This window comes from Streptomyces sp. NPDC048370, from assembly GCF_043200825.1.
Lineage (GTDB): Bacteria > Actinomycetota > Actinomycetes > Streptomycetales > Streptomycetaceae > Streptomyces.
Map to the genome: position 1 here is coordinate 246,423 of NZ_JBICYI010000011.1, position 24,621 is coordinate 271,043.

26 protein-coding genes are annotated in these 24,621 nt (G+C 72.1%); 5 read left to right on the forward strand and 21 right to left on the reverse strand.

Annotation, left to right across the window (positions count from 1 at the left end):
* Positions 1–8: 8 nt before the first annotated feature.
* Positions 9–566: a transglycosylase family protein gene (locus tag ACGFYP_RS24075; protein WP_361964808.1), complete on the reverse strand. Its 558-nt coding sequence runs from the start codon at positions 564–566 to the stop codon at positions 9–11.
* 194 nt (positions 567–760) lie between these two features.
* On the opposite strand from ACGFYP_RS24075, the gene ACGFYP_RS24080 reads away from it, so the two are divergent.
* Complete coding sequence (locus tag ACGFYP_RS24080; RefSeq protein WP_393497080.1) at positions 761–1,543, forward strand: hypothetical protein; 783 nt, start codon at positions 761–763, stop codon at positions 1,541–1,543.
* A gap of 188 nt (positions 1,544–1,731) precedes the next feature.
* On the forward strand, positions 1,732–1,995 hold the full coding sequence (locus tag ACGFYP_RS24085; protein ID WP_393497082.1) for a hypothetical protein: 264 nt from the start codon (positions 1,732–1,734) through the stop codon (positions 1,993–1,995).
* A gap of 62 nt (positions 1,996–2,057) precedes the next feature.
* Here ACGFYP_RS24085 and der read toward each other — a convergent pair whose 3' ends face one another.
* The 6 genes from der to ACGFYP_RS24115 form a co-directional block, all read right to left on the reverse strand.
* Complete coding sequence (gene der / locus ACGFYP_RS24090) at positions 2,058–3,506, reverse strand: ribosome biogenesis GTPase Der (RefSeq protein ID WP_361964814.1); 1,449 nt, start codon at positions 3,504–3,506, stop codon at positions 2,058–2,060.
* A 70-nt stretch (positions 3,507–3,576) separates the two neighbouring features.
* A complete protein-coding gene (locus ACGFYP_RS24095; protein WP_361964903.1) occupies positions 3,577–4,221 on the reverse strand; it encodes a lysophospholipid acyltransferase family protein in 645 nt (214 codons plus the stop codon).
* A complete protein-coding gene (gene cmk / locus ACGFYP_RS24100; protein ID WP_393497087.1) occupies positions 4,218–4,904 on the reverse strand; it encodes a (d)CMP kinase in 687 nt (228 codons plus the stop codon). Before cmk ends, ACGFYP_RS24095 begins: the two co-directional genes overlap by 4 nt.
* Positions 4,905–5,117: 213 nt before the next feature.
* Positions 5,118–6,206 carry a prephenate dehydrogenase gene (locus tag ACGFYP_RS24105; RefSeq protein ID WP_361964818.1) on the reverse strand — a complete coding sequence of 363 codons (1,089 nt, stop codon included), beginning with the start codon at positions 6,204–6,206 and terminating at the stop codon, positions 5,118–5,120.
* The gene (gene aroH, locus ACGFYP_RS24110; RefSeq protein WP_361964820.1) at positions 6,203–6,565 is read right to left on the reverse strand and encodes a chorismate mutase; all 363 of its coding nucleotides are present in this window, start codon (positions 6,563–6,565) and stop codon (positions 6,203–6,205) included. Before aroH ends, ACGFYP_RS24105 begins: the two co-directional genes overlap by 4 nt.
* Before the next feature lie 123 nt (positions 6,566–6,688).
* Positions 6,689–7,123 carry a YidB family protein gene (locus tag ACGFYP_RS24115; protein ID WP_393497092.1) on the reverse strand — a complete coding sequence of 145 codons (435 nt, stop codon included), beginning with the start codon at positions 7,121–7,123 and terminating at the stop codon, positions 6,689–6,691.
* Positions 7,124–7,290: 167 nt separating this feature from the next.
* Here ACGFYP_RS24115 and ACGFYP_RS24120 point away from each other — a divergent pair, with 167 nt between their 5' ends.
* From ACGFYP_RS24120 to ACGFYP_RS24130, 3 genes are read left to right on the forward strand one after another with little or no spacing between them, the layout of a single operon-like run.
* Entirely contained in the window at positions 7,291–7,626 is a 336-nt protein-coding gene (locus ACGFYP_RS24120) for a DUF952 domain-containing protein (protein ID WP_393497095.1), read from the forward strand.
* A gap of 45 nt (positions 7,627–7,671) precedes the next feature.
* A complete protein-coding gene (locus ACGFYP_RS24125) occupies positions 7,672–8,163 on the forward strand; it encodes a Rieske (2Fe-2S) protein (RefSeq protein ID WP_361964826.1) in 492 nt (163 codons plus the stop codon).
* A 10-nt stretch (positions 8,164–8,173) separates the two neighbouring features.
* Entirely contained in the window at positions 8,174–8,863 is a 690-nt protein-coding gene (locus tag ACGFYP_RS24130) for a DNA polymerase beta superfamily protein (protein WP_393497098.1), read from the forward strand.
* On the opposite strand, the gene ACGFYP_RS24135 is transcribed toward ACGFYP_RS24130, so the two are convergent.
* The 14 genes from ACGFYP_RS24135 to ACGFYP_RS24200 form a co-directional block, all read right to left on the reverse strand.
* The gene (locus ACGFYP_RS24135) at positions 8,860–9,624 is read right to left on the reverse strand and encodes a DNA polymerase beta superfamily protein (RefSeq protein WP_393497101.1); all 765 of its coding nucleotides are present in this window, start codon (positions 9,622–9,624) and stop codon (positions 8,860–8,862) included. The two genes, ACGFYP_RS24130 and ACGFYP_RS24135, sit on opposite strands and share 4 nt — an antisense overlap.
* Before the next feature lie 23 nt (positions 9,625–9,647).
* Positions 9,648–10,673, reverse strand: coding sequence for an ADP-ribosylglycohydrolase family protein (locus ACGFYP_RS24140; RefSeq protein WP_393497103.1), 1,026 nt, complete (start codon positions 10,671–10,673; stop codon positions 9,648–9,650).
* Positions 10,670–11,440, reverse strand: a complete 771-nt coding sequence (locus ACGFYP_RS24145; RefSeq protein WP_393497106.1) for an NUDIX domain-containing protein — start codon at positions 11,438–11,440, stop codon at positions 10,670–10,672. Before ACGFYP_RS24145 ends, ACGFYP_RS24140 begins: the two co-directional genes overlap by 4 nt.
* The gene (locus tag ACGFYP_RS24150; RefSeq protein WP_393497109.1) at positions 11,437–12,516 is read right to left on the reverse strand and encodes an AAA family ATPase; all 1,080 of its coding nucleotides are present in this window, start codon (positions 12,514–12,516) and stop codon (positions 11,437–11,439) included. The genes ACGFYP_RS24145 and ACGFYP_RS24150 overlap by 4 nt, the downstream gene beginning before the upstream one ends.
* Complete coding sequence (pnuC, locus tag ACGFYP_RS24155; protein ID WP_393497112.1) at positions 12,513–13,169, reverse strand: nicotinamide riboside transporter PnuC; 657 nt, start codon at positions 13,167–13,169, stop codon at positions 12,513–12,515. The genes ACGFYP_RS24150 and pnuC overlap by 4 nt, the downstream gene beginning before the upstream one ends.
* 118 nt (positions 13,170–13,287) lie before the next feature.
* Complete coding sequence (locus tag ACGFYP_RS24160; protein ID WP_393497115.1) at positions 13,288–14,478, reverse strand: pseudouridine synthase; 1,191 nt, start codon at positions 14,476–14,478, stop codon at positions 13,288–13,290.
* Positions 14,478–15,098 carry an SMC-Scp complex subunit ScpB gene (scpB, locus tag ACGFYP_RS24165; protein WP_393497118.1) on the reverse strand — a complete coding sequence of 207 codons (621 nt, stop codon included), beginning with the start codon at positions 15,096–15,098 and terminating at the stop codon, positions 14,478–14,480. The genes ACGFYP_RS24160 and scpB overlap by 1 nt, the downstream gene beginning before the upstream one ends.
* Positions 15,095–16,384 (reverse strand): segregation/condensation protein A, encoded by a 1,290-nt coding sequence (locus tag ACGFYP_RS24170; protein ID WP_393497121.1) that lies wholly within the window; start codon positions 16,382–16,384, stop codon positions 15,095–15,097. Before ACGFYP_RS24170 ends, scpB begins: the two co-directional genes overlap by 4 nt.
* A 46-nt stretch (positions 16,385–16,430) precedes the next feature.
* On the reverse strand, positions 16,431–16,973 hold the full coding sequence (locus ACGFYP_RS24175; RefSeq protein ID WP_393497124.1) for a hypothetical protein: 543 nt from the start codon (positions 16,971–16,973) through the stop codon (positions 16,431–16,433).
* The gene (locus ACGFYP_RS24180) at positions 16,958–17,983 is read right to left on the reverse strand and encodes a ParA family protein (protein ID WP_329125763.1); all 1,026 of its coding nucleotides are present in this window, start codon (positions 17,981–17,983) and stop codon (positions 16,958–16,960) included. Before ACGFYP_RS24180 ends, ACGFYP_RS24175 begins: the two co-directional genes overlap by 16 nt.
* A gap of 476 nt (positions 17,984–18,459) precedes the next feature.
* Positions 18,460–19,575, reverse strand: coding sequence for an alanine dehydrogenase (gene ald, locus ACGFYP_RS24185; protein ID WP_393497127.1), 1,116 nt, complete (start codon positions 19,573–19,575; stop codon positions 18,460–18,462).
* A 146-nt stretch (positions 19,576–19,721) separates the two neighbouring features.
* A complete protein-coding gene (locus ACGFYP_RS24190; protein WP_393497130.1) occupies positions 19,722–21,707 on the reverse strand; it encodes an AAA family ATPase in 1,986 nt (661 codons plus the stop codon).
* Between the two features lie 185 nt (positions 21,708–21,892).
* Positions 21,893–22,519, reverse strand: coding sequence for an NUDIX hydrolase (locus ACGFYP_RS24195; RefSeq protein ID WP_361964852.1), 627 nt, complete (start codon positions 22,517–22,519; stop codon positions 21,893–21,895).
* A gap of 77 nt (positions 22,520–22,596) precedes the next feature.
* Positions 22,597–24,246, reverse strand: coding sequence for a CTP synthase (locus tag ACGFYP_RS24200; RefSeq protein ID WP_361964854.1), 1,650 nt, complete (start codon positions 24,244–24,246; stop codon positions 22,597–22,599).
* Positions 24,247–24,621 lie beyond the last annotated feature (375 nt).

The following is a 24,621-nucleotide window of genomic DNA, read 5'->3' on the forward strand; positions in this document are numbered from 1 at the left end:
CCGGCGGCTCACCGCAGCACGGTGAGCGGCGAGATCCGCAGCATCGTGCCGACGAGGAGCCGGTTCGGGTCCGCCCCGACAAGGCTCCGGTTGGCCTTGTACAGCGCCTGCCAGCCGCCCGCGATCCCGAAGCGCCTGGCGACCGAGCTGAGCGTGTCGCCCGGCTGCACCACATGGGCCCGCCCGCTCAACCCGTACCGCTTCGAGCAGACCGGCCACGCCTCCCACCCCTGGGTGCGCAGCACCTCCTCGGCGATGGTGATCTGCTGCGGACGGGTCGCGAGGTCGGCGCGTGCGGCGTACCGCAGTCCGCCGTGCTCGACCCAGGTCGGCTGCCAGAACTGCAGCCCGCCGTAGAAGCCGTTGCCCGTGTTGATGTGCCAGCGGCCGCTGCTCTCGCACAGGGCGACACAGCCCCACGGCCACTGGTCATCGGCACAGGCGTAGGCGGGCGCCGCGGCCTCCGGCCGCTCGGCCCGTGCTTCCGACGCCCACGCCGGCGCCGGGAGGAGCGCCATCAGCGCGGCTGCTGACGCACCGGCTGCCCACAATCTGATCTTCGACATCGCGGCAGGCTAGGCAGCACAACCGCGTGCCGACGCCGTGCCGCGCGGAAGGACGCGCATCCCCCACCCGGTCGGAGTCACACAAGTTGCCGCACCCGGACGCGTGACCCCGGCCGATCCTTCCCCGTTGAACTCGTCATGAGACGAGCCGGGAATCGCCCGGCGTCGCACGTACCGAGTCCAGGGAGCCCCCCGTGCCGCGCATGCTCGACGTCAGCGAGGACGTACGCGCCGAGATCGGCGACGAAGAAGCCGACCGGCTGCTCGCCGGCGACAACGCCCCGGGCAGCTACGACTGCACCTCCTGCCGCACGCCGGGCGACTCCGAGCAGGAGCGCACGAGCACGGTGCTGTTCGTCGGCGAGGAGACCGCCGTCCTGGCGTTCGCCCACGCCAGCTGCATCCCGTCCCAGGTCGTCAAGGTCGCCGAGGAGCAGCTCCAGGGCGCCGTCCGCTCCATCGCCGCGACGGACGCGGCGGACGAGCTCGGCGCCGCCCACCCCGAGCAGGCGGTCCTGGGCGTCACCAGCGGTCTCGTCCTGATCGGCGGCGAGCTGCACCCGGCGCTCGTCGTCGAACCGACCGCGCCGGTCGCCCGCCCTGGCACGGACGGGCTGAGCGACGAGTTCCTGCCGCTCCTCGTCGAGCAGGGCTTCCAGCCGATCGCGGACGTGAACCAGAAGCCGGGCACGCTCCCTGGCTGGTCCGTGCTCGTCGCCATGGGCCAGCTGCACTCGGTGCTCCAGCCGGGTACGGGCAGCACCGGCCAGGCCGCCTGGTGGCAGGCGCACCAGCCGCTCCAGGTCACCGAGGGCTGGCGCGCGGCGGCCAACAAGTCGCACACGGTCCTGGTCTTCGCCGCCCCGGTCGGCTCGATCGGCCAGCAGCCGCGCGAGGACCTGCTGCGCGACGCCCTGGAGAAGGCCGCGGCGAACGGCCGTCTGGTGGCCGCCGCGATGCCGCTGGCCGGCACGTGACGGAGCACGGGCGCCCCGCCATAGGACGTCCGCACGGCCCAGGTGGCCAGGGGGTTCCCACCGTGCCCCGGCCACGCCAGGCGCCTCATTCCGAGAGCCGCCCGCATCCGACGGAGGGCGGGGTCGTTGGCACATACGTGCACACATACGACCCACCCCGCCAGCCCTATCCGAGTCCGATCCCCTCCATGCGCCCGGCGCAGGACCTCGTGGGGGGCCAGTCGACGACGCCGATCTACGACGCGCTGTACTCGGAGTACCGCCGGTCGTTCCGCACGCTGCCGGGTGACCGCAGCGGCGAGGAGGATCTGGGCTTCCGGGCCTTCGGGACGCCGGTGGGCACGGGTCTGTACGGAAGCCAGGGGCACCGGTACACGGCGCATCCGACGGCGTGGTCGGCGCAGCACCACGTACCGGCGGCCCTTCCGCCGGGGCCCCGCAGGGGGCTGTAGGACCGAGCGGGTACGGCGGAGGGCCGGGGCGCATCGCCCCGGCCCTCCGCCATGCCGCCTTGTTACTTCTTGCGGCCGCGCTTCTCGCGGACCCGCACCGAGATGTGGATCGGCGTGCCCTCGAAGCCGAACTCCTCGCGCAGCCGGCGCTCGACGAAGCGGCGGTAGCCGGCCTCCAGGAAGCCGGAGGCGAAGAGCACGAACCGGGGCGGCTTGGTGCCCGCCTGCGTACCGAAGAGGATGCGGGGCTGCTTGCCGCCGCGGATCGGGTGCGGGTGGGCGGCGACCAGCTCGCCGAGGAAGGCGTTGAGACGGCCGGTGGGGACGCGGGTCTCCCAGCCGGCGAGCGCGGTCTCGATGGCCGGGACGAGCCGGTCCATGTGGCGGCCCGTCTTGGCGGAGACGTTGACGCGGGGCGCCCAGGAGACCTGCTGCATCTCGGTCTCGATCTCGCGCTCCAGGTAGTAGCGCCGCTCCTCGTCCAGCTCGTCCCACTTGTTGTACGCGATGACGAGCGCGCGGCCCGACTCCACGGCCATCGTGATGATGCGCTGGTCCTGGACCGAGATGTTGTCGGTGGTGTCGATCAGGACGACGGCGACCTCGGCCTTCTCGACCGCGGCGGCGGTGCGCAGGGAGGCGTAGTAGTCCGCGCCCTCCTGGAGGTGGACCTTCTTGCGGATGCCGGCGGTGTCGACGAACTTCCAGACCTTGCCGCCGAGCTCGATCAGCTCGTCGACCGGGTCACGGGTGGTGCCGGCCATCTCGTTGACGACGACGCGGTCCTCGTTGGCGACCTTGTTCAGGAGCGAGGACTTGCCGACGTTCGGGCGACCGATGAGGGCGATGCGGCGGGGGCCGCCGATCGCGTTGCCGAAGAGCTGCGAGGGGGCCTCGGGCAGGGCCTCCAGAACGGCGTCCAGCATGTCGCCCGTACCGCGGCCGTGCAGCGAGGAGACGGGGTACGGCTCGCCGAGGCCCAGCGACCACAGGGCGGTGGCGTCGGCCTCGCCGGAGGGGCCGTCGACCTTGTTGGCGCAGAGGACGACGGGCTTGCCGGCGCGGCGCAGCAGCTTGACGACGGCCTCGTCGGTGTCGGTGGCGCCGACGGTGGCGTCCACGACGAAGACACAGGCGTCGGCGGCCTCGATGGCGTACTCCGCCTGGGCGGCGACGGAGGCGTCGATGCCGAGGACGTCCTGCTCCCAGCCGCCGGTGTCGACGACCTTGAAGCGGCGGCCGGCCCATTCGGCCTCGTAGGTGACGCGGTCGCGGGTGACGCCGGGCTTGTCCTCGACGACGGCCTCGCGGCGACCGATGATCCGGTTCACCAGGGTCGACTTGCCGACATTGGGGCGGCCGACGACGGCGAGCACGGGGAGCGGGCCGTGCCCGGCCTCCTCGATCGCGCCTTCGACCTCCTCGACGTCGAAGCCCTCTTCCGCGGCGAGCTCCATGAACTCCGCGTACTCGGCGTCGCCAAGTGCCCCGTGGTCGTGCTGGTCGTTCATGAAGTCCGTTCCTTGATCATTCGTGGTCGGTGGGTCCCCGAGCCTCGGGGCCCACTACTCAGAGTCTCGCTCAGCGCCCGGTGAGGCGCCTGGCGTTTTTCAGGTGGGCGGTCAGCCGCTCCTGAATACGTACGGTGGCCTCGTCCAGCGCCTTGCGGGTGCGGCGGCCGGTGCCGTCGCCCGCCTCGAAGGCCTCGCCGAAGACGACGTCGACCCGGCTGCGCAGCGGCGGCAACGCCTTCACCAACCGTCCGCGCCTCTCGGAACTTCCCAGTACCGCGACGGGGACGATCGGCGCGCCGCTGCGGACGGCGAAGTAGGCGAGGCCCGCGCGCAGGGAGGCGAAGTCTCCCTCGCCGCGGGTGCCCTCGGGGAAGATCCCGAGGACGCCGCCGTGCTCCAGGACCGCGAGGGCGTTGCCTATCGCGTTCCGGTCGGTGCTGTCCCGGTCGACCTTGAGCTGCCCGATGCCCTCCAGGAAGGGCCCGAGGGGCCCGACGAAGGCTTCCTTCTTGATCAGGAAGTGCACCGGGCGTGGGGCCGTGCCCATGAGCATGGGGCCGTCGATGTTGTGCGCGTGGTTGACGGCGAAGATGACGGGGCCGGTGGCCGGCACCCGCCAGGCGCCGAGGACGCGCGGCTTCCACAGGCCGTACATCAGCCCGATGCCGATGCCACGCCCGACGGCGGCGCCCTTCTCGGAGGGCTGGGTCACTTCGCGGCCGCCCTCTTCTCCTCCACCAGCGTGACGACGCACTCGATGACCTGGTCGAGCGTGAGGTCGGTCGTGTCGACCTCGACGGCGTCGTCGGCCTTGGCGAGCGGGGAGGTCTTACGGCTGGAGTCGGCCGCGTCCCGCTTGATCAGGGCCTGCTGGGTGGCGGCCACGTCGACGCCCTTGAGCTCGCCGGAGCGGCGGGCGGCACGGGCCTCGGGGGACGCGGTGAGGAAGATCTTGAGGTCGGCGTCCGGCAGGACGGTGGTGCCGATGTCCCGGCCCTCGACGACGATGCCGCCCTCGGCCTCCTTGGCGATGGTCCGCTGGAGCTCGGTGATCAGGGCCCGTACCTCGGGGACGGCGCTGACGGCGCTGACCTTGGAGGTGACCTCTTCGGTACGGATGGGCCCGGCGGCGTCGGCACCGTCGACGGTGATCGTGGGCCGGGCCGGGTCGGTGCCGGAGACGATCACGGGCTTGGAGGAGGCGTTGGCCACGGCCTCGGCGTCGTGGACGTCGACGCCGTTGCTGATCATCCACCAGGTGATCGCCCGGTACTGCGCACCGGTGTCCAGGTAGCTGAGCCCCAGCTTGGCGGCAACCGCCTTCGAGGTGCTCGACTTGCCCGTGCCGGAGGGCCCGTCGATGGCGACGATCACGGTTTCCACGGTGGGGAACACCTTCCTGGGGTACGCGGTAGGGCCTCGCGGGACGCGGGGGGCCACCCCAAGGTTACCGACTGACGACCACCCGTTCGGCCCCCACCGTTGTGGGCAGGCGTTCCGCGGGCGGAACGGGTGGGCACAACCCACGGATCCGGCGCCCTTCCGGGGGCCTCCGGCACCGGGCCCAGGGCGGCCGTAACCCCTGGGCCCCGTTCGGCCCGAGCACTGCTAGCCCGCCCTGAGCGCCCAGCCCCGCTCCCGCAGCGCCGCGCCCAGCATCTGCGCCGCCGACGGCTCCACCATCAGCTGGACGAGACCCGCCTGCTGCCCCGTCGCGTGCTCGATGCGGACGTCCTCGATGTTGACGCCCGCGCGGCCGGCGTCCGCGAAGATGCGGGCCAGCTCGCCCGGCTGGTCGCTGATGAGGACGGCGACGGTCTCGTACTGCGTCGGCGCCGCGCCGTGCTTGCCCGGGACCCTGGCGCGTCCCGCGTTGCCACGGCGCAGGACGTCCTCGACGCCCTCGGTGCCCTCGCGGCGCTTGTCCTCGTCGGAGGACTGGAGCGAGCGGAGCGCCCGGACCGTCTCGTCCAGGTCGGCCGCGACGCCCGCGAGGACGTCGGCGACGGGACCGGGGTTCGCCGACAGGATCTCGACCCACATGCGCGGATCGGAGGCGGCGATCCGGGTGACGTCGCGGATGCCCTGGCCGCAGAGCCGTACCGCCGTCTCGTCCGCCTCCTGCAGGCGGGCGGCGACCATCGACGAGACCAGCTGCGGGGTGTGCGAGACGAGCGCGACCGCGCGGTCGTGGGCGTCGGCGTCCATGACGACCGGGACGGCGCGGCAGAGCGCGACCAGCTCCAGGGCCAGATTCAGGACCTCGGTGTCGGTGTCGCGGGTCGGCGTGAGGACCCAGGGGCGGCCCTCGAAGAGGTCGGCGGTCCCGGCGAGCGGCCCTGAGCGCTCCTTGCCGGACATCGGGTGCGTGCCGATGTACGCGGTGAGGTCGAGCCCCATCGCCTCAAGCTCCCGCTTCGGGCCGCCCTTGACGCTCGCGACGTCCAGGTAGCCGCGCGCGACGCCCTCCCGCATGGCCGTGGCCAGCGTGGTGGCCACGTGCGCGGGGGGTACGGCGACGATCGCGAGGTCGACGGGCCCCTCGGGCGCCTCGTCCGTCCCGGCGCCGAGCGCCGCAGCCGTGCGGGCGAGGGCGGGGTCGTGGTCGCGGAGGTGGACGGCGATGCCGCGTCCGGCGAGCGCGAGCGCCGCCGAGGTGCCGATCAGGCCGGTTCCGATGACGAGCGCGGTTCTCACTGGGCGATGTCCTTGCGCAGGGCGGCCGCGGCACCGAGATAGACGTGCGCGATCGCGGACTTGGGCAGCTCCGAATCGACGTGCGCGAGGAGTCGTACGACCCTCGGCATGGCGCCCTCGATGTCCAGCTCCTGCGCGCAGATCAGCGGCACGTCGACGATCCCGAGCCGGCGCGCGGCCGCGGCGGGGAAGTCGCTGTGCAGATCCGGCGTGGCGGTGAACCAGATGCTGATCAGGTCGTCGGGCACGAGCGCGTTGCGTTCCAGGACGGCGGTGAGCAGCTCCTCGACCTGCTCGCGCATGTGTCCGGCCTCGTCCCGCTCCAGCTGGACGGCGCCTCGGACCGCTCGTACCGCCACGTCGTGCTCCTTACCTGACCTGCGAACCTTGCGAGAGTGCTCGATCAGCCTAGTCAGCCCGTCGGACACACCGTCGCGGCGACCGCCCTCCGAGACGAGGGGGCCGCCGCCGGGTGGGTCGGGTCAGAGCTGCTGCTGCCGGATGAGGTCCTCGAGGGAGCCCGACGGCACCTGGCCCTCCGGGGTCAGCTTGTCGACGGCCTGCGGCAGGACCTGGGCGATCTCGTCGGCGGCCTGCTGGGGGCTGACTCCCGCGTCCTGGGCGACCTTCTGGAGCGTTTCGTCGGGGAGGGCCTGGGCGACCTGGTCACCGGTCACCGGCTGGTTCTCTCCGGGGCCGACCCAGGACTGGGCCTGGTCGGCGAGGCCCGACTTGGTCAGCATGTCCATCAGCCCGCCGAGCGGGTTGGAGCCGTCGGCGCCGCCGCCGCTCCTGGCACCGCCCATCAGCGCGCCGAGCAGGGAGCCGAGGATGTTCCCGCCGCCACTGCCGCTCTGCCCGCCGCCGGCGCCTCCGAGGAGACCCCCGAGGAGACTGCCGAGATCGTTTCCTGCCATGGTCCTGCCTTTCAGTCCGGTACGGAACACGGTCAATGTCACCCAGACCGGACCGTGCCGCCACTCGGAGTACGCGGCGGTCCCGGAACGCGTCGCGGACGGCCGTGGGGCGCACGGTCGTGGGGCGCGGGGGACGCGGTCGCGGGGTGCGCGGTACAACTGTCGGCATGCTGCTGCACGTCGTACCGCTGGACGAATGGTCCGCCGATCCCGAACTCCCCTACGCCCCGCCGTCGCTGGCCTCGGAGGGCTTCGTCCACTGTTCGCCGGACGAGCCGGCGGCGCTGACGGTCGCGGACGCGCACTACCGGGACGTGCCCGGTCCGCTGCTCGTCCTGGTCCTCGACGAGGCGGTGCTGAGCGCCGAGGTGCGCTGGGAGGGCTCGGAGGACAGGCTCTTCCCGCACGTCTACGGGCCGATCGAGCGGGCCGCCGTCACGGCCGTCCTGGAGGTCCGGCGGGACTCCGACGGCCGTGCGAGGGAGCTGACCCCCTGGATCTAGGCGTGTTGCCCGCTCCGGGCGGGGCGTACGGCCAAGCTGTACGGCATGACTCCAGAAGCCACGCCCCGTCGTACCGTGCTGATGGCCGGTGCGGGTTCCGTCGCCGTGCTGGCCACCGGCTGCGGCTCCGACGGCGACAACGGCGGTACGACCGACAGCCCGACGCCCGCGGCCCCTGCCACCACGGCCGAGCCGACCACGCCGCCGACGGCGTCCGCGCCCGTCCCGACGGAGCCGGGCGAGGACGCCGGCGAGGCCCTCACGAAGATCACCGACGTCCCGGTCGGCGGGGGCACGATCTTCAAGGAGGAGAAGATCGTCGTCACCCAGCCCACCGCCGGCGACTTCAAGGCGTTCTCGGCGGTCTGCACCCACCAGGGCTGCATCGTCGGCAAGGTCGAGAACGGCACGATCGACTGCCCGTGCCACGGTTCGAAGTTCCGGATCACGGACGGCTCGGTGGCCAACGGACCGGCCACGCGCCCGCTCCCGGCCGAGGAGATCACCGTGTCGGGAGAGAACATCACCCTCGCGTAGCCTGACCCGCATGACTTCGGCAGACCTGGTGCGCGACCACACGATCTACTCCTGCGTCATGGGGTCGCGTGCCTTCGGTCTGGACACGGAGCACAGCGACACCGACCGCCGGGGTGTCTTCCTCGCGCCGACGCCGCTGTTCTGGCGCTTCGACAAGCCGCCCGCGCAGGTGGAGGGGCCTGGCGAGGAGCAGTTCAGCTGGGAGCTGGAACGGTTCTGCGAGCTGGCGCTGCGCGCGAATCCGAACGTCCTGGAGTGCCTGCACTCCCCCGTCGTCGAGCACATCGACGACACCGGCCGGGAACTGGTGGCCCTCCGCGAGGCGTTTCTCTCCCGCCAGGCGCACCAGACCTTCGTCCGCTACGCGGGCGGGCAGCGCAGGAAGCTCGACGCGGACGTCCGCCAGTACGGGGAGCCGCGCTGGAAGCACGCGATGCATCTACTGCGTCTCCTGATGAGCTGCCGCGACCTGTTGCGCACCGGCGAACTGACGATCCACGTCGGCACCGACCGCGACCGTCTCCTGGCGGTGAAGCGCGGCGAGGTCCCGTGGCCGGAGGTCGAGTCCTGGATGGCCCGCCTCACCGATGAGGCCGACGCGGCGGCCACCCGCTCCCCCCTCCCGGCGGCCCCGGACCGGCCCCGCGTGGAAGACTTCCTCCTCCGCGCCCGCCGCGCCTCAGCCCTGCGCACCCTCTAGGGCCTTTCGTTCAGCCGCACCCGCACGACGAAGTCGTGCAGGGCGTCCTGCGCCCCCGGGGCCTCGCCGAGCGCGGTCGCGGCCTGCGCGGCGTCCAGGACCCCGTGCAGCGCCTCCACGTCCTCCCGGACGCGCGCCAGGTCCACATCGGCCGGCCCGTGCTCGGCGGCGGCCTTCGCCGCGATCAGCTCCCCGACGTAGGCGGGCGCCTCCGCGACCTCTTCGAGGAGCGTGGGCAGATGCGCCTGCACCTCGCCCGCACGCATCAGATGGATGCCGGTGAGCAGCGCCCGCAGGGTGTAGAGCAGGGGCTTGAGCTCCTCCGTCGACTCGAAGAGGCGCCACTGCGTCCCGGCGAACCCACGGTAGTGATGGGCATGGTGGCGGGTCAGCACGGTCGGCGCGAGGGAGATCAGCTCGGCATGGGCCTCCGAGGTGTGCGCCACCAGCGGGGAGAGCAGCTGCTCCAGTACGTATCCGTTGCGGCGGAGCATCAGCCGGACGAACTTCCGCAGGTCGTGCGTGACGAGGTCCATCTCCACGCCGTCCCTGTCCCACATCCGACTGCGCGTCTCCTCGGGCTCGCGCAGCCCGATCAGCCCCTCCACCGGCAGCAGGTGCGCACCGCGCAGGTCCACGTCCGAATCGCGGGACGGGAACCCGTACAGGTGCGCGCCCGAGACGGTGGCGAAGACCAGGGGGTCGGGCTGTTCGGCGACGACGGCGGAGAGGTCGACCTCGGGGACGAGAGATACGGTCATGGCCCAAGTTTCGCAGGCCGTGTTCAGCGGTCCCAGAGGGCGCCCAGGGCGAGGAGTTCGGAGCGGTGCTCGATGGGGGTCTCCCACTCCTTCGGCCACGCGCCCGCGCCGAGGTGCGCGCCCGCGAAGGCGCCCGCCAGGCAGGCGATCGAGTCCGAGTCGCCGCGGGTGCAGGCGGCGCGGCGGAGGGCCGTGAGCGGGGCTTCGGGGAAGAGCAGGAAGCAGAGGAGGCCGGTGGCGAGGGCCTCCTCGGCGATCCAGCCGTCGCCCGTGTACGTGCAGGGGTCGAGCTCCGGGTCCGCCGTCCGCTGCACGGCGTCGAGCCTCTCCAGGACCGCGAGGCACTCGTCCCAGCCGCGCTCGATGAAGTGCCGGGCCGACGGGTCCTGGGAGCGGGTCCACAGGTCGCCGAGCCAGGTGTCGCGGTAGACGGAGCGGTTCTCGTACGCGTACGAGCGCAGGTGACCGACCAGGCCCGTCGGGTCGACGCCCCGGGCGAGCAGGTGCACGGCGCGGGCCGTCAGGTCGGAGGCCGCGAGCGCGGTGGGGTGGCCGTGTGTGAGGGCCGCCTGGAGCTGGGCCGCGCCGGCCCGCTGCTCCTCGCTCAGACCGGGCACGAGACCGAGCGGCGCCACGCGCATATTGGCGCCGCACCCCTTGGAGTGGATCTGGCTGGCGTCCTGCCACACACGGTCGCTGTCGAGGAGGTCGCAGGCGCTCAGACAGGTGTTGCCCGGCGCCCTGTTGTTCTCCGGGGAGTGGTACCAGTCGACGAACTCCCGGCGCACCAGTGCGGCGAACCGCTCCGGGCCCACGACCCCCCGCTGCTGGCAGCCCCGGATGCCCCGCGCCAGGGCCAGCGTCATCTGCGTGTCGTCCGTGATGTACGCCGTGCCGCCCGTCACGGGCAGTTCCATGGACCGCCAGGGGCCGAACTTCCCCAGGATCGACGGCACGTCGTCGAACTCGGTCGGGAAGCCGAGCGCGTCGCCGAGCGCGAGCCCGATCAGCGAGCCCGTGGCTGCCTGCTTCGTCGCGTGGAGCGTCATGTGGAGCGTCCTTCCGGTCGCAGCAACGGCGGGTGGAGGGCCGTGGCCTCACCCGCCCGGTAGAGAGCGGCCGGTTTCCCCCGTCCGCCGGTGAGGCGCGGCGCTCCCTCCACGGCCTGGACGAAGCCGGGCGTGGCGAGGACCTTGCGCCTGAAGTTGGGGCGGTCGAGTTCGACGCCCCAGACCGTCTCGTACACCTGCCGCAGCTCGCCGATCGTGAACTCCGGCGGGCAGAAGGCGGTGGCGAGGCAGGTGTATTCGAGCTTGGCGCCGACCCGTTCGTGCGCGTCGGCGAGGATCCGGTCGTGGTCGAAGGCGAGCGGCGGCCGGAACCCCTGTGTCCCGTACGGCATCCATCGCGCCCGTGCCGCGTCGCCGCCACCGCGCGGCTCCGGCGCGTCCGGTACGAGCGCGGCGAAGGCGACGGAGACGACCCGCATCCTGGGGTCGCGGTCCGGTTCGCTGTACGTCCGCAGCTGTTCGAGGTGGAGTCCGGCGACGGTGTGCTCGGACAGGCCGGTCTCCTCGGCCAGCTCGCGGCGGGCCGCGAGTTCGGCGGATTCGCGGGGCAGGACGAAGCCTCCGGGGAGCGCCCAGGCTCCCTCGTACGGCTCCTGGCCGCGTTCGACGAGCAGCACGTGCAGCCGCTCGGCGCGGACGGTGAAGACGGCGAGATCGACGGTGACCGCGAACGGCGCGAAGGCGTGGGGGTCGTAGTCCTCGGTGGCCGAGGAGGAGGACGCGGGCGCGGGCGGGGACGGGTTCATCGGCGCTCCGGAAGGGGGTCGGCGAGGTCCCAGCCCTCGGCGAGCAGCCCGTCCACCGCCGCGACCGCCGCGGCGAGCCGTTCCTCGTGCGGTCCGGTCAGCACGGCCGTACGGCGGCCGGTGTGGGCGAGCTGGGTGTGGAAGCGGGCCGTCATCCAGGGCCGCAGGTGCTCCCCGTCCCGCAGGCCGTCGTCCTCGAACGCGACGCCCCGGTGGTCGGTCAGCAGCCACAGGTGCTGGCGGCCGCGCGCGGCGATCTCGCCCGTCGCGGGGCTCGTGCTGCCCATGTACCGCTCGTGCCAGATGGTGGTGGCGAAGGCGTCGGTGTCGCAGAAGAGCACGGGCGACCCGGTCCGCGCCGCCTCCTCCTCCAGCTCGGCCTGGCGCAGCGCGATGAGCGGGAAGTCCTCGGAGTGGAAGGCCACGTCCTCCCAGGTGGCCTCGGGGCGCCGGGCGCGCAGCTCGGCAAGCTTGAGTTCGCTGAACTCGCGCCCGAACTCGGGCACGCAGCGCGTACGGGCCCAGACCCCGCCCCTGGCCCGGTAGTGCTCGGCGAGGGCGCGGGCCATGGTGGTCGTGCCCGTGGACTCGGCGCCGAGGACGACCACGCGGCGGGTGAGCGCGGCCCGCACCGGGGCTTCGAGGAAGTCCCAGGAGCCGACGGGGTCCTTGCGGACGGCGGTCCCGGAGACGGGGAAGAGCGTACGGTCCGGGTCGACGCAGACGGCTTCGGCGCCGAAGCGGCGGCCGAGCTCCTCGCCGTACGACTCCGAGGTGAAGACGGCGTCGACGGGCTCGCGCACCGCTCCCCTGAAGACGGCCATGTGGGCGGCCCACACATCGGGGTCATGGAGGTCGACGGGGATGTCGTCGACGGCCCCCACGACCAGCGCGTCGGGGTGGATCTCCCGCATCCAGGCGACGCGCTCGTCCAGGGTCAGGGTCTCCACCGAGGAGGCGCAGACGAGCACGGTGAGGCGCTCGCACCGGTCGCGGGCGGTGCGGACGAGATGGTGGTGACCGGCGTGCGGCGGATAGAACTTGCCGAGGACCAGGCCGTGCCCGTAGGGCTTCATGCGACCGCCTCCTTCTCGACCGTACGCCGCCGGCCGTCGAGGTCACGGCTCCAGCCGCGCAGACCGAGGAAGCAGAGCGTCAGGAAGCCGACGTACAGCAGGGAGGTCAGGTACAGCTCCTTGTACGCGTACAGCGGGACGTACACGACGTCGGCGGCGATCCAGAGCCACCAGGACTCCAGGCGCTTCCGGCACTGGCCGTAGGTCGCCATGAGGGAGAGCGCGGTCGTCAGGGCGTCCCAGAAGGGGACGGTCGAGTCGGTGGCGCGGTCGAGCAGCAGCGTGAGGCCGAGGGTCCCCACCGCCCCCGCCGTGAGCAGCCAGCCCCATTCGGTGCGCGTGGTGCGGCGCACCGGAAGGGTGTCGGAGCCTGGTCCACCCCCGTGGGTCCAGGTCCACCAGCCGTACACGGCGAGGGTGATGAAGACGATCTGGAGGCCGGCGTCGGCGTAGAGCCCCGCCTGCGTGAACAGCAGGACGAAGAAGAGGTTGTTGGCGATGCCGACGGGCCAGTTGGCGAGGTGTTGGCCGGCGACGAGCCAGACGCAGAGCGCGCCGCTGCCGAATCCGAGGACTTCGGTCCAGCTGACGGGGGTGTCGAGCAGGGTGAAGAGCGGCTGCTGCAGGGGTTCGATGACGTCGGCGAGGCTCACGCCCACCTCCTTAAGAGTCATGTTGACTATAAAGGGTGGCGGGCTTCGCCCACAAGTACGAAGAAGCCCGTGACCGCGGTGGGGCGGTCACGGGCTTCTTCGCGTACGGCGACGGGGGTTACATGCCGACTTCCTTCATCAGCATGCCGACCTCGGTGTTGGTCAGGCGGCGCAGCCAGCCCGACTTCTGGTCGCCGAGACCGATCGGGCCGAAGGAGGTGCGGACCAGCTTCTCGACCGGGAAACCCGCCTCGGCGAGCATCCGGCGCACGATGTGCTTGCGGCCCTCGTGCAGCGTGACCTCGACCAGGTAGTTCTTGCCGGTCTGCTCCACGACGCGGAAGTGGTCGGCGCGGGCGTAGCCGTCCTCCAGCTGGATGCCGTCCTTGAGCCGCTTGCCGACCTCGCGGGGCAGCGGTCCCGTGATGGCGGCCAGGTAGGTCTTCTTCACGCCGTACTTCGGGTGCGTGAGGCGGTGGGCCAGCTCACCGTGGTTGGTGAGGAGGATGATGCCCTCGGTCTCGGTGTCGAGCCGGCCGACGTGGAAGAGCCGGGTCTCGCGGTTCGTCACGTAGTCGCCCAGGCACTGGCGGCCGTCGGGGTCCTCCATCGTGGAGACGACACCGGCCGGCTTGTTCAGCGCGAAGAAGAGGTACGACTGGGTGGCGACGGTCAGGCCGTCGACCTTGATCTCGTCCCGCTCCGGGTCGACGCGCTTGCCCTGCTCCAGGACGATCTCGCCGTTGACCTCGACGCGGGCCTGCTCGATCAGCTCCTCGCAGGCGCGGCGCGAGCCCATGCCGGCGCGGGCGAGCACCTTCTGCAGCCGCTCGCCCTCCTGCTCGGCGCCCGGGAAGGTCTTCGGGGTCTTGATCTCGGGCCGGTTCTCGTACCGCTCGCGGTTGCGCTGCTCGATCTTGGCGTCGAGCTCACGCGAGCGGGCGGGGGACTGCCGCTGCCCGTGCGGGCCACGACGAGGCGGGGTGCCGCCCTGGGGCGACTTCGGGCCGCCCTTGGCGCCACCGCGGGCCGCGGCCCCGCGGCCCTTCTTCGGGGCCTCGGACGCGCTGCCCACGTCGTAGCGGCGCTCCTCGGGGCGCGGGTTGCGCGGCCGGTCGCCGCCCTGCCTGTCGTCGCGGCCACCGCCACCACCGGCACCCCGGTAGCCGCCACCGCCGCCGCTGCCGCCCGCGCGGCCGCCACCGCCACCGCCGCCCGCGCGGCCGCCGCCGCTGCCGCCGCGGCCACCGCTGTTGCCACCACGGCTCCCGCCGTTGTTTCCGCTGTTCCTGCCGCTGCTGCTTCGCATCAAATGTCCGTCGTCTTGTCGTCTACGTCTTCGCGATCCGGGAGATCCGGATCGAACGACGGGACCCCTTCCAGCGTCTCCGCCTCGATCGCGTCCGCCTCGGGGAGGAAGGGCGCGAGCTCCGGGAGTTCGGCAAGGCCGCGCAGGCCCATTCGCTCCAGGAAGTAGTTCGTCGTCCTGTACAGGATCGCACCTGTTTCGGGTTCCGCGCCCGCCTCCTCCACGAGACCGCGCTGAAGGAGGGTGCGCATGACCCCGTCGCAGTTCACTCCGCGCACGGCGGAGACGCGCGATCGGCTGACCGGCTGGCGGTACGCGACGACCGCGAGGGTCTCCAGGGCCGCCTGGGTGAGGCGGGCCTGCTGGCCGTCGAGGACGAAGGCCTCGACGGCGGCGGCGTGCTCCGGGCGGGAGTAGAAGCGCCAGCCGCCCGCGACGAGCCGCAGCTCGAAGCCGCGGCGCTGGACGGTGTACTCGTCGGCGAGCTCGCGCAGGGCGTCGCCGACCTCGCGGGGGCCGCGGTCCAGGACCTTGGCGAGGTGGGCCTCGGTGGCCGGCTCGTCGACGACCATGAGGACGGCTTCGAGGGCGGGCTTGAGGTCGTGCCCGGGGTCGCTCATGCCTTCTCCTCCACGGGTTGGTCGAACTCGTCGGTGACGTGGGTGTCCTGGTTCCCGCCCGTCCAGGTGACGGTGAGCTCGCCGAGGGCGTCGTCCTGGTCGAGGGCGACGGCCTTCTCGCGGTAGAGCTCCAGGAGGGCGAGGAAGCGGGCGACGACGGTGAGGGTGTCGGCGGCGTCCTCCGCGAGCTCCCGGAAGCTGACGCTCCCGCGCTCGCGCAGGAGGGCCACGACGAGGCCGGCCTGCTCGCGGACGCTGACGAGGGGGGCGTGGATGTGGTCGACGTACACCTGCGGCTTGGCCCTGGGCTGCATGGCCTTCACGGCGAGCTTGGCGAAGCCCTCGGCGCCGATGGAGATGACGACCTCGGGGAGCAGCTCGGCGTGGTGGGCCTCCAGGCCGACGGTCCGGGGATGGCGCCGCCCCTCGGTCTCCCACCGCTCGCCGAAGATCTCGGCGATCTGCTTGTACGCGCGGTACTGCAGGAGACGCGCGAAGAGCAGGTCCCGCGCCTCCAGGAGCGCGAGGTCGGCCTCGTCCTCCACCTCGGCGGCGGGCAGCAGCCGGGCGGCCTTGAGATCGAGCAGCGTCGCGGCGACGACGAGGAACTCGGTGGTCTGGTCGAGGTCCCAGTCGGGCCCCATGGCGCGGATGTGCGCCATGAACTCGTCGGTGACCTTGGAGAGGGCGACCTCGGTGACGTCGAGCTTGTGCTTGGAGATGAGCTGGAGGAGCAGGTCGAAGGGCCCCTCGAAGTTCGCCAGCCGAACGGTGAACCGCCCGTCGTCGACAGCGGCCGCGCCCGCGTCGGCCGGCGGGGCGGCGTCGGCGGGCGGGGCGACGTCGGCCGGCGGGGCGACGTCGGGCACCGGAAGCGAACCACCCGCCGCCCCGGGAAGCCCGTCCACGGGGCCGGGGGCCGACGGCTCGGGCTCCGCTCCGGCCGCGGCGAAGCCGTCGGACGTCACGCCTTCCGGTTCCAGGGCTCCCCCGGGCAGGCCCGGGCCGACGCCTGCCACCGCAGGCGCCTCGCCTTCTGCGGACAGGGGCTCGGGAGCCGGTGGCATCGCCGAGGGCTCCGTGGGCTCCACGGCGTCCGAGGCCTCGGAAGACTCCACGGCGTCCGGGGCCTCGGAAGGCTCCACGGCCTCCACTGCCTCCGTCGGCTCCTCCGGAGGCGGGCCCGGGGCCTCCGGCCCCCCGGACGGGGGCGCGCCCGCGCCCGGGCCCTTGCCGAGGGCGCGGCGGCGCGGTGGGCGGGACGTTTCGGCAGGGGGAGGGGGCATCGGGGTCCAGAGAGGAGCAGGGGGCGTTGCAGCCCGCAGGCTACCCTCAGCGACCGCGCAGGCGGCGCACGAGGATGCTCGCGTCGCCCCGGGACTCCAGGTCCGCCAGGACCACCGCGACCGCCTCGCGGACGATCCGGCCGCGGTCCACGGCGAGGCCGTGCTCGCCGCGGAGCACCAGGCGGGCGTGCTCCAGGTCCATCAGCTCCTCGGCGGAGACGTAGACCGTGATCTTCTCGTCGTGCCGCTCGCGCCCGCTCGGCCGCCGGTTCGGCGACCGGCCGCGCCTGCGCGCCTGGGCGGGGGCCGGGGCGGGACCCGGTCCTGCCGAGGACTCCGCCGCGCGGGACCGAGGCTCCGACTGCTCCTCGCGCTGCGCCGCCGAGTGCTCGGCCGAGCCGGATCCGGAACCCGAACCGCCACCCGGGCCGGAGCCCGACGCGGAGCCCGATCCCTCCGACGCCGCCTCGGTGTCGCTCTCACCCGCCGGAGCCGGTACCCGGCCACGGGGCGAGGAGGACTGCAGCGCCATCCCCCCGGTCGTACGGAACAGTTCGTCGGCGCCGGGCAGACTCACTCGGCGTGACACCGGGCGAGCACCTCCCTGGCGAGCTGACGATAGGCGGCGGCACCCACCGAGTTCGACGCGTACGTCGTGATCGGCTCACCGGCGACCGTGGTCTCCGGGAAGCGCACGGTCCGGCCGATCACCGTGTGGTAGACGTGGTCGTCGAAGGCCTCGACGACCCGCGCGAGCACCTCACGGCTGTGCACGGTCCGGGAGTCGTACATCGTGGCGAGGATGCCGTCGAGCTCCAACTCGGGGTTGAGCCGCTCCTGGACCTTCTCGATCGTCTCGGTCAGCAGGGCCACACCGCGCAGCGCGAAGAACTCGCATTCCAGCGGCACGATGACCTTGTGAGCCGCCGTCAGGGCGTTCACGGTCAGCAGGCCGAGCGAGGGCTGACAGTCGATCACGATGTAGTCGTAGTCGTTCATCAGCGGCTTCAGGGCGCGCTGCAGCGTCGACTCGCGCGCGACCTCGCTGACCAACTGCACCTCGGCCGCCGAGAGGTCGATGTTGCTCGGCAGCAGGTCCATGTTGGGCACGGCGGTCTTGAGCAGTACCTCGTCCGCCGACATGCCCCGCTCCATGAGCAGGTTGTAGACGGTGAGGTCGAGCTCCATCGGGTTCACACCGAGACCGACCGACAGGGCTCCCTGCGGGTCGAAGTCGACGAGCAGCACCCGCCGTCCGTACTCCGCGAGCGCGGCACCCAGGTTGATGGTCGACGTGGTCTTGCCGACGCCGCCCTTCTGGTTGCACATCGCGATGATCTTCGCGGGGCCGTGGTCGGTCAGCGGCCCCGGGATCGGGAAGTACGGCAGGGGCCGTCCGGTGGGGCCGATCCGCTCGCGGCGCTGACGGGCAGCGTCGGGTGCGAGGGTGGCCGCGTACTCCGGGTCGGGCTCGTACTCGGCGTCAGGGTCGTAGAAGTGCCCCTCGGGCACCTCGTCGTAGGCGGCGAAGTGGGTGGACTCTCGGCCACTCTCGTTGCCGGCCGTGGCGTTCACGTGTAGGCCGTCCATCATCTTCATCGTGTGGGTCGTCGTCACGGGCTGATGTGTCGCGTGGGTCGCGTGGTTCGCGGCGCTCGCGAACGTCCGGACGGCGACGGAGCCGACAGGGATTCCTGGCTGTCCGCCCCCGGGAGTAAATGTCGACTCATTCACAAGTCGTCTTACCTCCTTGGATGTGACCAGGAACATTTATCGATAGGTCAGCGTGGCACCATGCCGACGGTTGGCGACTCTATGGCGTGTCACCGCTCCGCAGCAACACAATCCGCCGGACCCGGCCCGATGTGTCGGCAACCGAACACCTCTCTGTCAAGGGTGCGCAGCCATGCATCCGCACGTTTCGGGGGTGTGCGAAACGGTTAAAGGGTTACGTTCGAGGCGAGTTGCGCAGGGCCCCGGACGTGGGCGGATGCACATCCGGCCGGACCTTGGTGCACAAGGTCCGGCCGGATGCGTGAGGTTGACGGCGCGGGTTGACGCGACGTCTAAGGAGATCAGCCCAGGAGGCTGGTCAGCTCGACGTGCTCGAGGCCGTGCGCCTCGGCGACCTCCTTGTAAACCACCTTGCCGTCATGGGTGTTGAGGCCCAGGGCGAGCGCGGCGTCGCGGCGCAGCGCCTCGACCCAGCCGTTGTTCGCCAGCGACACGATGTAGGGCAGCGTGGCGTTGGTGAGGGCGTACGTGGAGGTGTTCGGCACCGCGCCCGGCATGTTGGCGACGCAGTAGAAGACCGAGTTGTGGACCTGGAAGGTCGGCTCGGCGTGGGTGGTCGGGTGCGAGTCCTCGAAGCAGCCGCCCTGGTCGATCGCGATGTCGACAAGGACACTTCCGGGCTTCATCTTGGCGACGAGCTCGTTGGTGACCAGCTTCGGGGCCTTGGCACCCGGGATGAGGACGGCGCCGATGACGAGGTCGGCCTCGACGACGGCCTTCTCCAGCTCGAAGGCGTTGGAGACGATCGTCTTCACCTTGGTGCCGAAGATCTTGTCGGCCTCGCGGAGCTTGTTGATGTCGCGGTCGAGCAGGGTCACGTGGAAGCCCATGCCGACGGCGATCTGGGTGGCGTTCCAGCCGGAGACGCCGCCGCCGATGACGACGCACTCGCCGGCGTGGGTGCCGGGGACGCCGCCGGGGAGCACGCCGCGGCCGCCGACCGAGCGCATCAGGTGGTAGGCGCCGACCTGCGGGGCCAGGCGGCCCGCGACCTCGGACATCGGGGCGAGCAGCGGGAGGGCGCGGCTCGCGGTCTCGACCGTCTCGTACGCGATGGCGGTGGTGCCGGACTCGAGCAGCGCGTCCGTGCACTCGCGGGAGGCGGCGAGGTGCAGGTACGTGAAGAGGGTCTGGTCCTTGCGGAGGCGGTGGTACTCCTCCGCGATGGGCTCCTTGACCTTGAGCAGCAGGTCGGCGGTCTCCCAGACCTCGTCGGCGGTGGCCAGGATCTGGGCACCGGCGGAGACGTACTCCTCGTCCGTGATCGAGGAGCCCACACCGGCGTTCTGCTCGATGAAGACCTGGTGGCCGTTGCGGACGAGCTCGTGGACACCGGCAGGGGTGATGGCCACGCGGAACTCGTTGTTCTTGACCTCGCGGGGGATGCCGACCTTCATCGTCGATCACGGTCCTTGAATCAGGGGAAACGGGGGTGCACTGCGATACATACCCGGATGCAAGGGAGCACACCGGGGCAGACCGCGGTCGATCGCGGCGCACCCAGTCTAATGAAGGAGTTCCCCGTGTCTAGCCTTGCAAAGCACTAATCTTCGACAGAAGCACTACGGATTTCGTAGGCGGAGGGCTCGCCTCCAAGGAGTCTTTCGGCCGCGGACCGGTGCAAACGGGCCGCTGCGGGGTCGCCGAGCCGGTCGAGGGTGTCGGCGAGCCGGAGCTGGAGCGCCGCCTGGAGCCGTACGTCCTGGGCGCGTCGGGCCCACTCCACCGCCTCCTCGCAGGTCCGCAGGGATTCCTCGGGCCGACCGGCGTACTCCTGGACCCGGGCCGCCTCGCTCAACGCCCGCGCGTGGCCGGGGAGATCGGCCAGTCGGCGGTAGCCCGCGGCGGCGGCGCGCCAGTTCCGCAGGGCCTCGCCGTAGCGGCCCGCGTAGGTCTGCACCGCACCGAGCCTGGCGTAGAGCCGGGCCTGGTCGGCCCGCTCGTCGCGGGCGAGTCGCTGGGCGAGCGCCCGGCCGTACCAGTCACCGGCCCGCTGCCAGTCCCCCAGCTCCTGGTAGGAACCGCCTACGGATTCCATCGCGCGGCCGATCGCGTACGGGTCGTTCGCGGCCCGTCCGGCGTCCAGAGCGGCCCGATAGCGGGCCAGGGCGTCCTGGGTGCGGCCGGTCCTGGCGTCGAGATCGGCGAGATTGAGCAGCGCGGCGGCCCGTTCCCGGTGCAGTCCGCGCCGCTCGGCCACGTCCAGGACCAGCCGGTGCAGTCCGTAGAGCACGGGCGCCGCGGCCTCGGCGCCCCGGTGCGCGGTCTCGGCCCTGACCAGGGCGGCGACGAGTCGGCGTGCCAGGGTGTCGAGCTCGCCGTCGGCGACGGCGAGGCGCGCGGAGGCGAGGAGCACGGGCCGGCGGCTCTCCAGCCAGTCGCCGGCGGCGGTCACGTTCGGGAAGCGCAGGGCGCGGGGCAGTCCGGCGAGCTTCTTGCGGGCCGTGGACCCCTCGGGCTCGGTGACCGCGCGGCAGGACTGGAGGAGCCGTACGGTCCGCTCCAGCATCCGGGCGCGGGCCAGCTGCACCTCGGCGGGCCGGTCGCGCTCCTCCATCTGCTCGCGGAGGAGGGGCACGAGATGGCCGGGCAGCTCGTACTGGCCGTCCTCGCCCTCGGTGACGAGCCCGAGCGCGACGAAGCCGGCCAGGGTGGTCGCCGCGGCGGAGACGGAGCAGCCGGCCAGGGCGGAGGCGGTGTGGGCGTCGGCCCGGCCGAGCGGGGCGAGGGTGAGGAATCGCAGTGTCCGGGCGGCCGGCTGCGCCAGGGACTCGTGGACCAGCTGGAACGCGCGGGAGAGCGGGTCGCCGGAGAGGGCGCGCAGCCGCTTGGCGAGGTCGGCGACGGAGGCCTTGGGGCGGGCGGCGAGCCAGCCGCCGGCGAGGACGACGGCGGCGGGCTGCCCGCCGCACTCCTCCGCCAGGCTCTCGGCGGCCTGCGGGTCGACCGTCACGCGCACGGAGCCGGTGTAGCCGGTGAGCATCTCGATCGCCGACTTGGGGTCGAGGCCGCCGAGGGTGCAGGGCCGGACGTCGGGGATGCCGGTGAGCGGCCCCTTGGCGACGGCGACGACAAGCGCGTCGGGGTTGTCCGGAATCAGCGGGTCGACCTGCTCGGCATCGACGGAGTCGTCGAGGACGAGGACCAGGCGGCGGTCGGCGAGGGCGTCGCGGACGAGTTCGGTCAGCTCGTCCTCGCCGGCGCCGGGCGGTTCGGTGACGCCGAGGTCCTGGAGCAGCCCCTGCGCGGCCCGCGCGGTGGGGACCGGGTCCCCGCCGGGTTCGGTGAGCCGGGCGCGGAACACCCCGTCGGGGTAGGCGTCGGCGAGTCCGGCGACGAGCTCCTCGGCGAGCGCGGTCCGCCCCGAGCCCGGCCGCCCGGCGATCAGGAGGACGCGCGCGCGGGGCGCCTTGTGGCCGGCGAGGGTGTCGAGTCCGGTCCGTTCGATGTCCGCGCGCAGGGCCTTCAACTCCCGCTGGCGGCCGTAGAAGTCCCGCACCCCGCCCGCTGCCACCGCCTGATCCGTCACGGGCCACGCTCCCGTCCACCTGCGCACGAGCCGATCCCGCGGGGGTCTCCGCACGGGCGATCCTGAGCGTAGTTCAGGCGGTGCACCGGACCCGGCGGAGCGCGGCGGGACTATCCCCCGATCGGATCAGCAGATGTTCGGACGAGCGGCCCGGGAGCACCACCTCGGCGGGTACGCCGGGCCGATTACGCCTCGAACGGCCGGGCCGGCCACTCCGCGTCCGCCGGGCGCAGCGCGTCGAGGCCGTCGGCCGCCCGCGCCGCCGTCAGCGAAAGGACGCCCACGACCAGACAGTTGTTCTGCAGCTCGCCCGCGAGCGCGCCGCGTACGACATCGGCGAGGGGGACCCGGGCCAGCTCCATGTCGGCCTCCTCGTCCTCGACCTCGAAACGTTCGCCGTGCGCCTCCGACAGGTCCCGCGCCAGGAAGATCCGTACCGCCTCGTCGCTGCCGCCGGGCGTCGTGTACACATCCGTCAGGACCCGCCAGTCCTCGGCCTTGACGTGCGCCTCCTCGTACAGCTCGCGCTGCGCGGCGTGCAGCGGGTTCTCCCCCGGTACGTCGAGGAGGCCGGCCGGGATCTCCCAGAGCTTCCGCCGTACGGGGTGCCGGTACTGCTTCAGGAGCAGCACCCGGTCCTGGTCGTCGAGCGCGACGACCGCCACCGAGCCGGGGTGGACCTGGTAGTCACGGCGCGCGACCGTGCCGTCGGGCATGACCACGTCGTCCGTGCGGACACTCGTCTTCTTTCCCTGGAACGGGGTCGTCGTCGCGACGACGCGCCACTCCTCCGGGGTGTCCTGCAACTCCATGTTCGTCCTCCCACACACGAAAGCCGGGGTACCGGCCCGGTAAGGCCTGCGTACCCCGGCAACGTTAACTCCTCGTACTACTTGCCCGTCTTGCGCTCGACGGCCGCCTTGACCAGGCCCGCGAAGAGCGGGTGCGGGCGCGTCGGACGCGAGCGCAGCTCCGGGTGGGCCTGGGTCGCGACCAGGTAGGGGTGCACCTCGCGCGGGTACTCGACGTACTCGACGAGCTTGTTGTCCGGGGAGGTGCCGGAGAAGACCAGACCGGCCTTCTTCTCCAGCTCCGCGCGGTAGGCGTTGTTCACCTCGTAGCGGTGGCGGTGGCGCTCGTCGACGTACGGCTGGTCGCCGTAGACCTCGCGCACGATGGAGCCCTCCGCGAGCTTCGCCGGGTACAGGCCGAGGCGCATCGTTCCGCCCAGGTCACCGGCGCCCTCGACGTACGCGAGCTGCTCCTCCATGGTCGAGATGACCGGGTGGGCGGTCCCCGCGTCGAACTCGGTGGAGTTGGCGTCCGGGATGTCGGCCAGGTTGCGGGCGGCCTCGATCACGATGCACTGCAGGCCCAGGCAGATGCCGAGCAGCGGCACCTTGTTCTCACGGGCGTACTGGATCGCGCCGATCTTGCCGTTGACACCGCGGTCGCCGAAGCCGCCGGGGATCAGGATCGCGTCGACGTCACCGAGCTGCTTCTGCGCGCCGGCCGCGGTCTTGCAGTCGTCGGAGGTGACCCACTTGACCTTGACCCGCGCCTTGTTGGCGAAGCCGCCGGCCCGCATGGCCTCGGTGATCGAGAGGTACGCGTCGGGCAGGTCGATGTACTTGCCGACGAGCGCGACGGTGACCTCGTGGTCGGGGTTGTGGACGCGGTCGAGCAGGTCGTCCCAGGTGGACCAGTCCACGTCGCGGAAGGGCAGGTCGAGCTTGCGGACGACGTAGGCGTCCAGGCCCTCGGTGTGCAGCACCTTCGGGATGTCGTAGATCGACTTGGCGTCGATGGCGGCGACGACGGCGGCCTCGTCCACGTCGCACATCAGCGAGATCTTGCGCTTGATGGCGGTGGGGACCTCGCGGTCGGCGCGCAGCACGATGGCGTCCGGCTGGATGCCGATGTTGCGCAGCGCGGCGACGGAGTGCTGGGTCGGCTTGGTCTTCAGCTCGCCGGAGGGGCCGATGTAGGGCAGCAGCGAGATGTGCACGACGAAGACGTTGTCGCGGCCGACCTCGTGGCGGACCTGGCGGACGGTCTCCAGGAACGGCAGCGACTCGATGTCGCCGACGGTGCCGCCGACCTCGGTGATGACCACGTCGACGTCGTCGGTCGCCATGCGGCGGATCCGGGACTTGATCTCGTTGGTGATGTGCGGGATGACCTGGACGGTGTCGCCGAGGTACTCGCCGCGCCGCTCCTTGGCGATGACCTGCGAGTAGACCTGGCCGGTGGTGACGTTGGCCGAGCCGTCGAGGTCGACGTCGAGGAAGCGCTCGTAGTGACCGATGTCCAGGTCGGTCTCGGCGCCGTCGTTGGTGACGAACACCTCGCCGTGCTGGAAGGGGTTCATCGTGCCGGGGTCGACGTTCAGGTACGGGTCGAGCTTCTGCATCGTGACCCGCAGGCCTCGCGCCTTGAGGAGCGCACCCAGGCTGGAGGCGGTCAGGCCCTTCCCGAGGGAGGAGGCGACACCCCCGGTGACGAAGATGTGCTTGGTCGTCGTGGTTTTGGGCGGCATCGCCAAGAGGGGGCTCCCGTGGTCGCGTTCTGGAGGTGCGTTCCGGCGTGCCCTCCGGAAGAATCGGGGGGTGCCGTCGCTGCGGTTGCGGGGTCCTCGGCTGTCGCCGTTTCCCACCGGTCCACGGGGTACCAGGGTATCAGCGACATCGGGAGACCGCTTCCGGCCACACGGGGCAGTCAGGCGCGCACGGACGGCTACGCGCCCTCCGGGTGCGCGGGCTGCGCCGGGGTGGGAGCGGCGTCAAGAGGTGCGTGAGGGATGCTCACCCGATCGGCGCAACGGCGTTACGAGAGCGTGCCGAAACGCGTCGTATCCTGCTCGGACACTCGCCGCCGATCGTCAACATCTGTTGACCGTTGACCTGTAGTAGCC

Excerpts from the sequence above, each read along its gene's own strand:
- ACGFYP_RS24075 (WP_361964808.1), bottom strand. The coding sequence starts at position 566 with ATGTCGAAGATCAGATTGTGGGCAGCCGGTGCGTCAGCAGCCGCGCTG.
- ACGFYP_RS24085 (WP_393497082.1), top strand. The coding sequence starts at position 1,732 with ATGCGCCCGGCGCAGGACCTCGTGGGGGGCCAGTCGACGACGCCGATC.
- der (WP_361964814.1), bottom strand. The coding sequence starts at position 3,506 with ATGAACGACCAGCACGACCACGGGGCACTTGGCGACGCCGAGTACGCG.
- ACGFYP_RS24115 (WP_393497092.1), bottom strand. The coding sequence starts at position 7,123 with ATGGCAGGAAACGATCTCGGCAGTCTCCTCGGGGGTCTCCTCGGAGGC.
- ACGFYP_RS24120 (WP_393497095.1), top strand. The coding sequence starts at position 7,291 with ATGCTGCTGCACGTCGTACCGCTGGACGAATGGTCCGCCGATCCCGAA.
- ACGFYP_RS24125 (WP_361964826.1), top strand. The coding sequence starts at position 7,672 with ATGACTCCAGAAGCCACGCCCCGTCGTACCGTGCTGATGGCCGGTGCG.
- ACGFYP_RS24130 (WP_393497098.1), top strand. The coding sequence starts at position 8,174 with ATGACTTCGGCAGACCTGGTGCGCGACCACACGATCTACTCCTGCGTC.
- ACGFYP_RS24135 (WP_393497101.1), bottom strand. The coding sequence starts at position 9,624 with ATGACCGTATCTCTCGTCCCCGAGGTCGACCTCTCCGCCGTCGTCGCC.
- ACGFYP_RS24140 (WP_393497103.1), bottom strand. The coding sequence starts at position 10,673 with ATGACGCTCCACGCGACGAAGCAGGCAGCCACGGGCTCGCTGATCGGG.
- ACGFYP_RS24145 (WP_393497106.1), bottom strand. The coding sequence starts at position 11,440 with ATGAACCCGTCCCCGCCCGCGCCCGCGTCCTCCTCCTCGGCCACCGAG.
- ACGFYP_RS24150 (WP_393497109.1), bottom strand. The coding sequence starts at position 12,516 with ATGAAGCCCTACGGGCACGGCCTGGTCCTCGGCAAGTTCTATCCGCCG.
- ACGFYP_RS24160 (WP_393497115.1), bottom strand. The coding sequence starts at position 14,478 with ATGCGAAGCAGCAGCGGCAGGAACAGCGGAAACAACGGCGGGAGCCGT.
- scpB (WP_393497118.1), bottom strand. The coding sequence starts at position 15,098 with ATGAGCGACCCCGGGCACGACCTCAAGCCCGCCCTCGAAGCCGTCCTC.
- ACGFYP_RS24170 (WP_393497121.1), bottom strand. The coding sequence starts at position 16,384 with ATGCCCCCTCCCCCTGCCGAAACGTCCCGCCCACCGCGCCGCCGCGCC.
- ACGFYP_RS24180 (WP_329125763.1), bottom strand. The coding sequence starts at position 17,983 with ATGAAGATGATGGACGGCCTACACGTGAACGCCACGGCCGGCAACGAG.
- ald (WP_393497127.1), bottom strand. The coding sequence starts at position 19,575 with ATGAAGGTCGGCATCCCCCGCGAGGTCAAGAACAACGAGTTCCGCGTG.
- ACGFYP_RS24195 (WP_361964852.1), bottom strand. The coding sequence starts at position 22,519 with ATGGAGTTGCAGGACACCCCGGAGGAGTGGCGCGTCGTCGCGACGACG.
- ACGFYP_RS24200 (WP_361964854.1), bottom strand. The coding sequence starts at position 24,246 with ATGCCGCCCAAAACCACGACGACCAAGCACATCTTCGTCACCGGGGGT.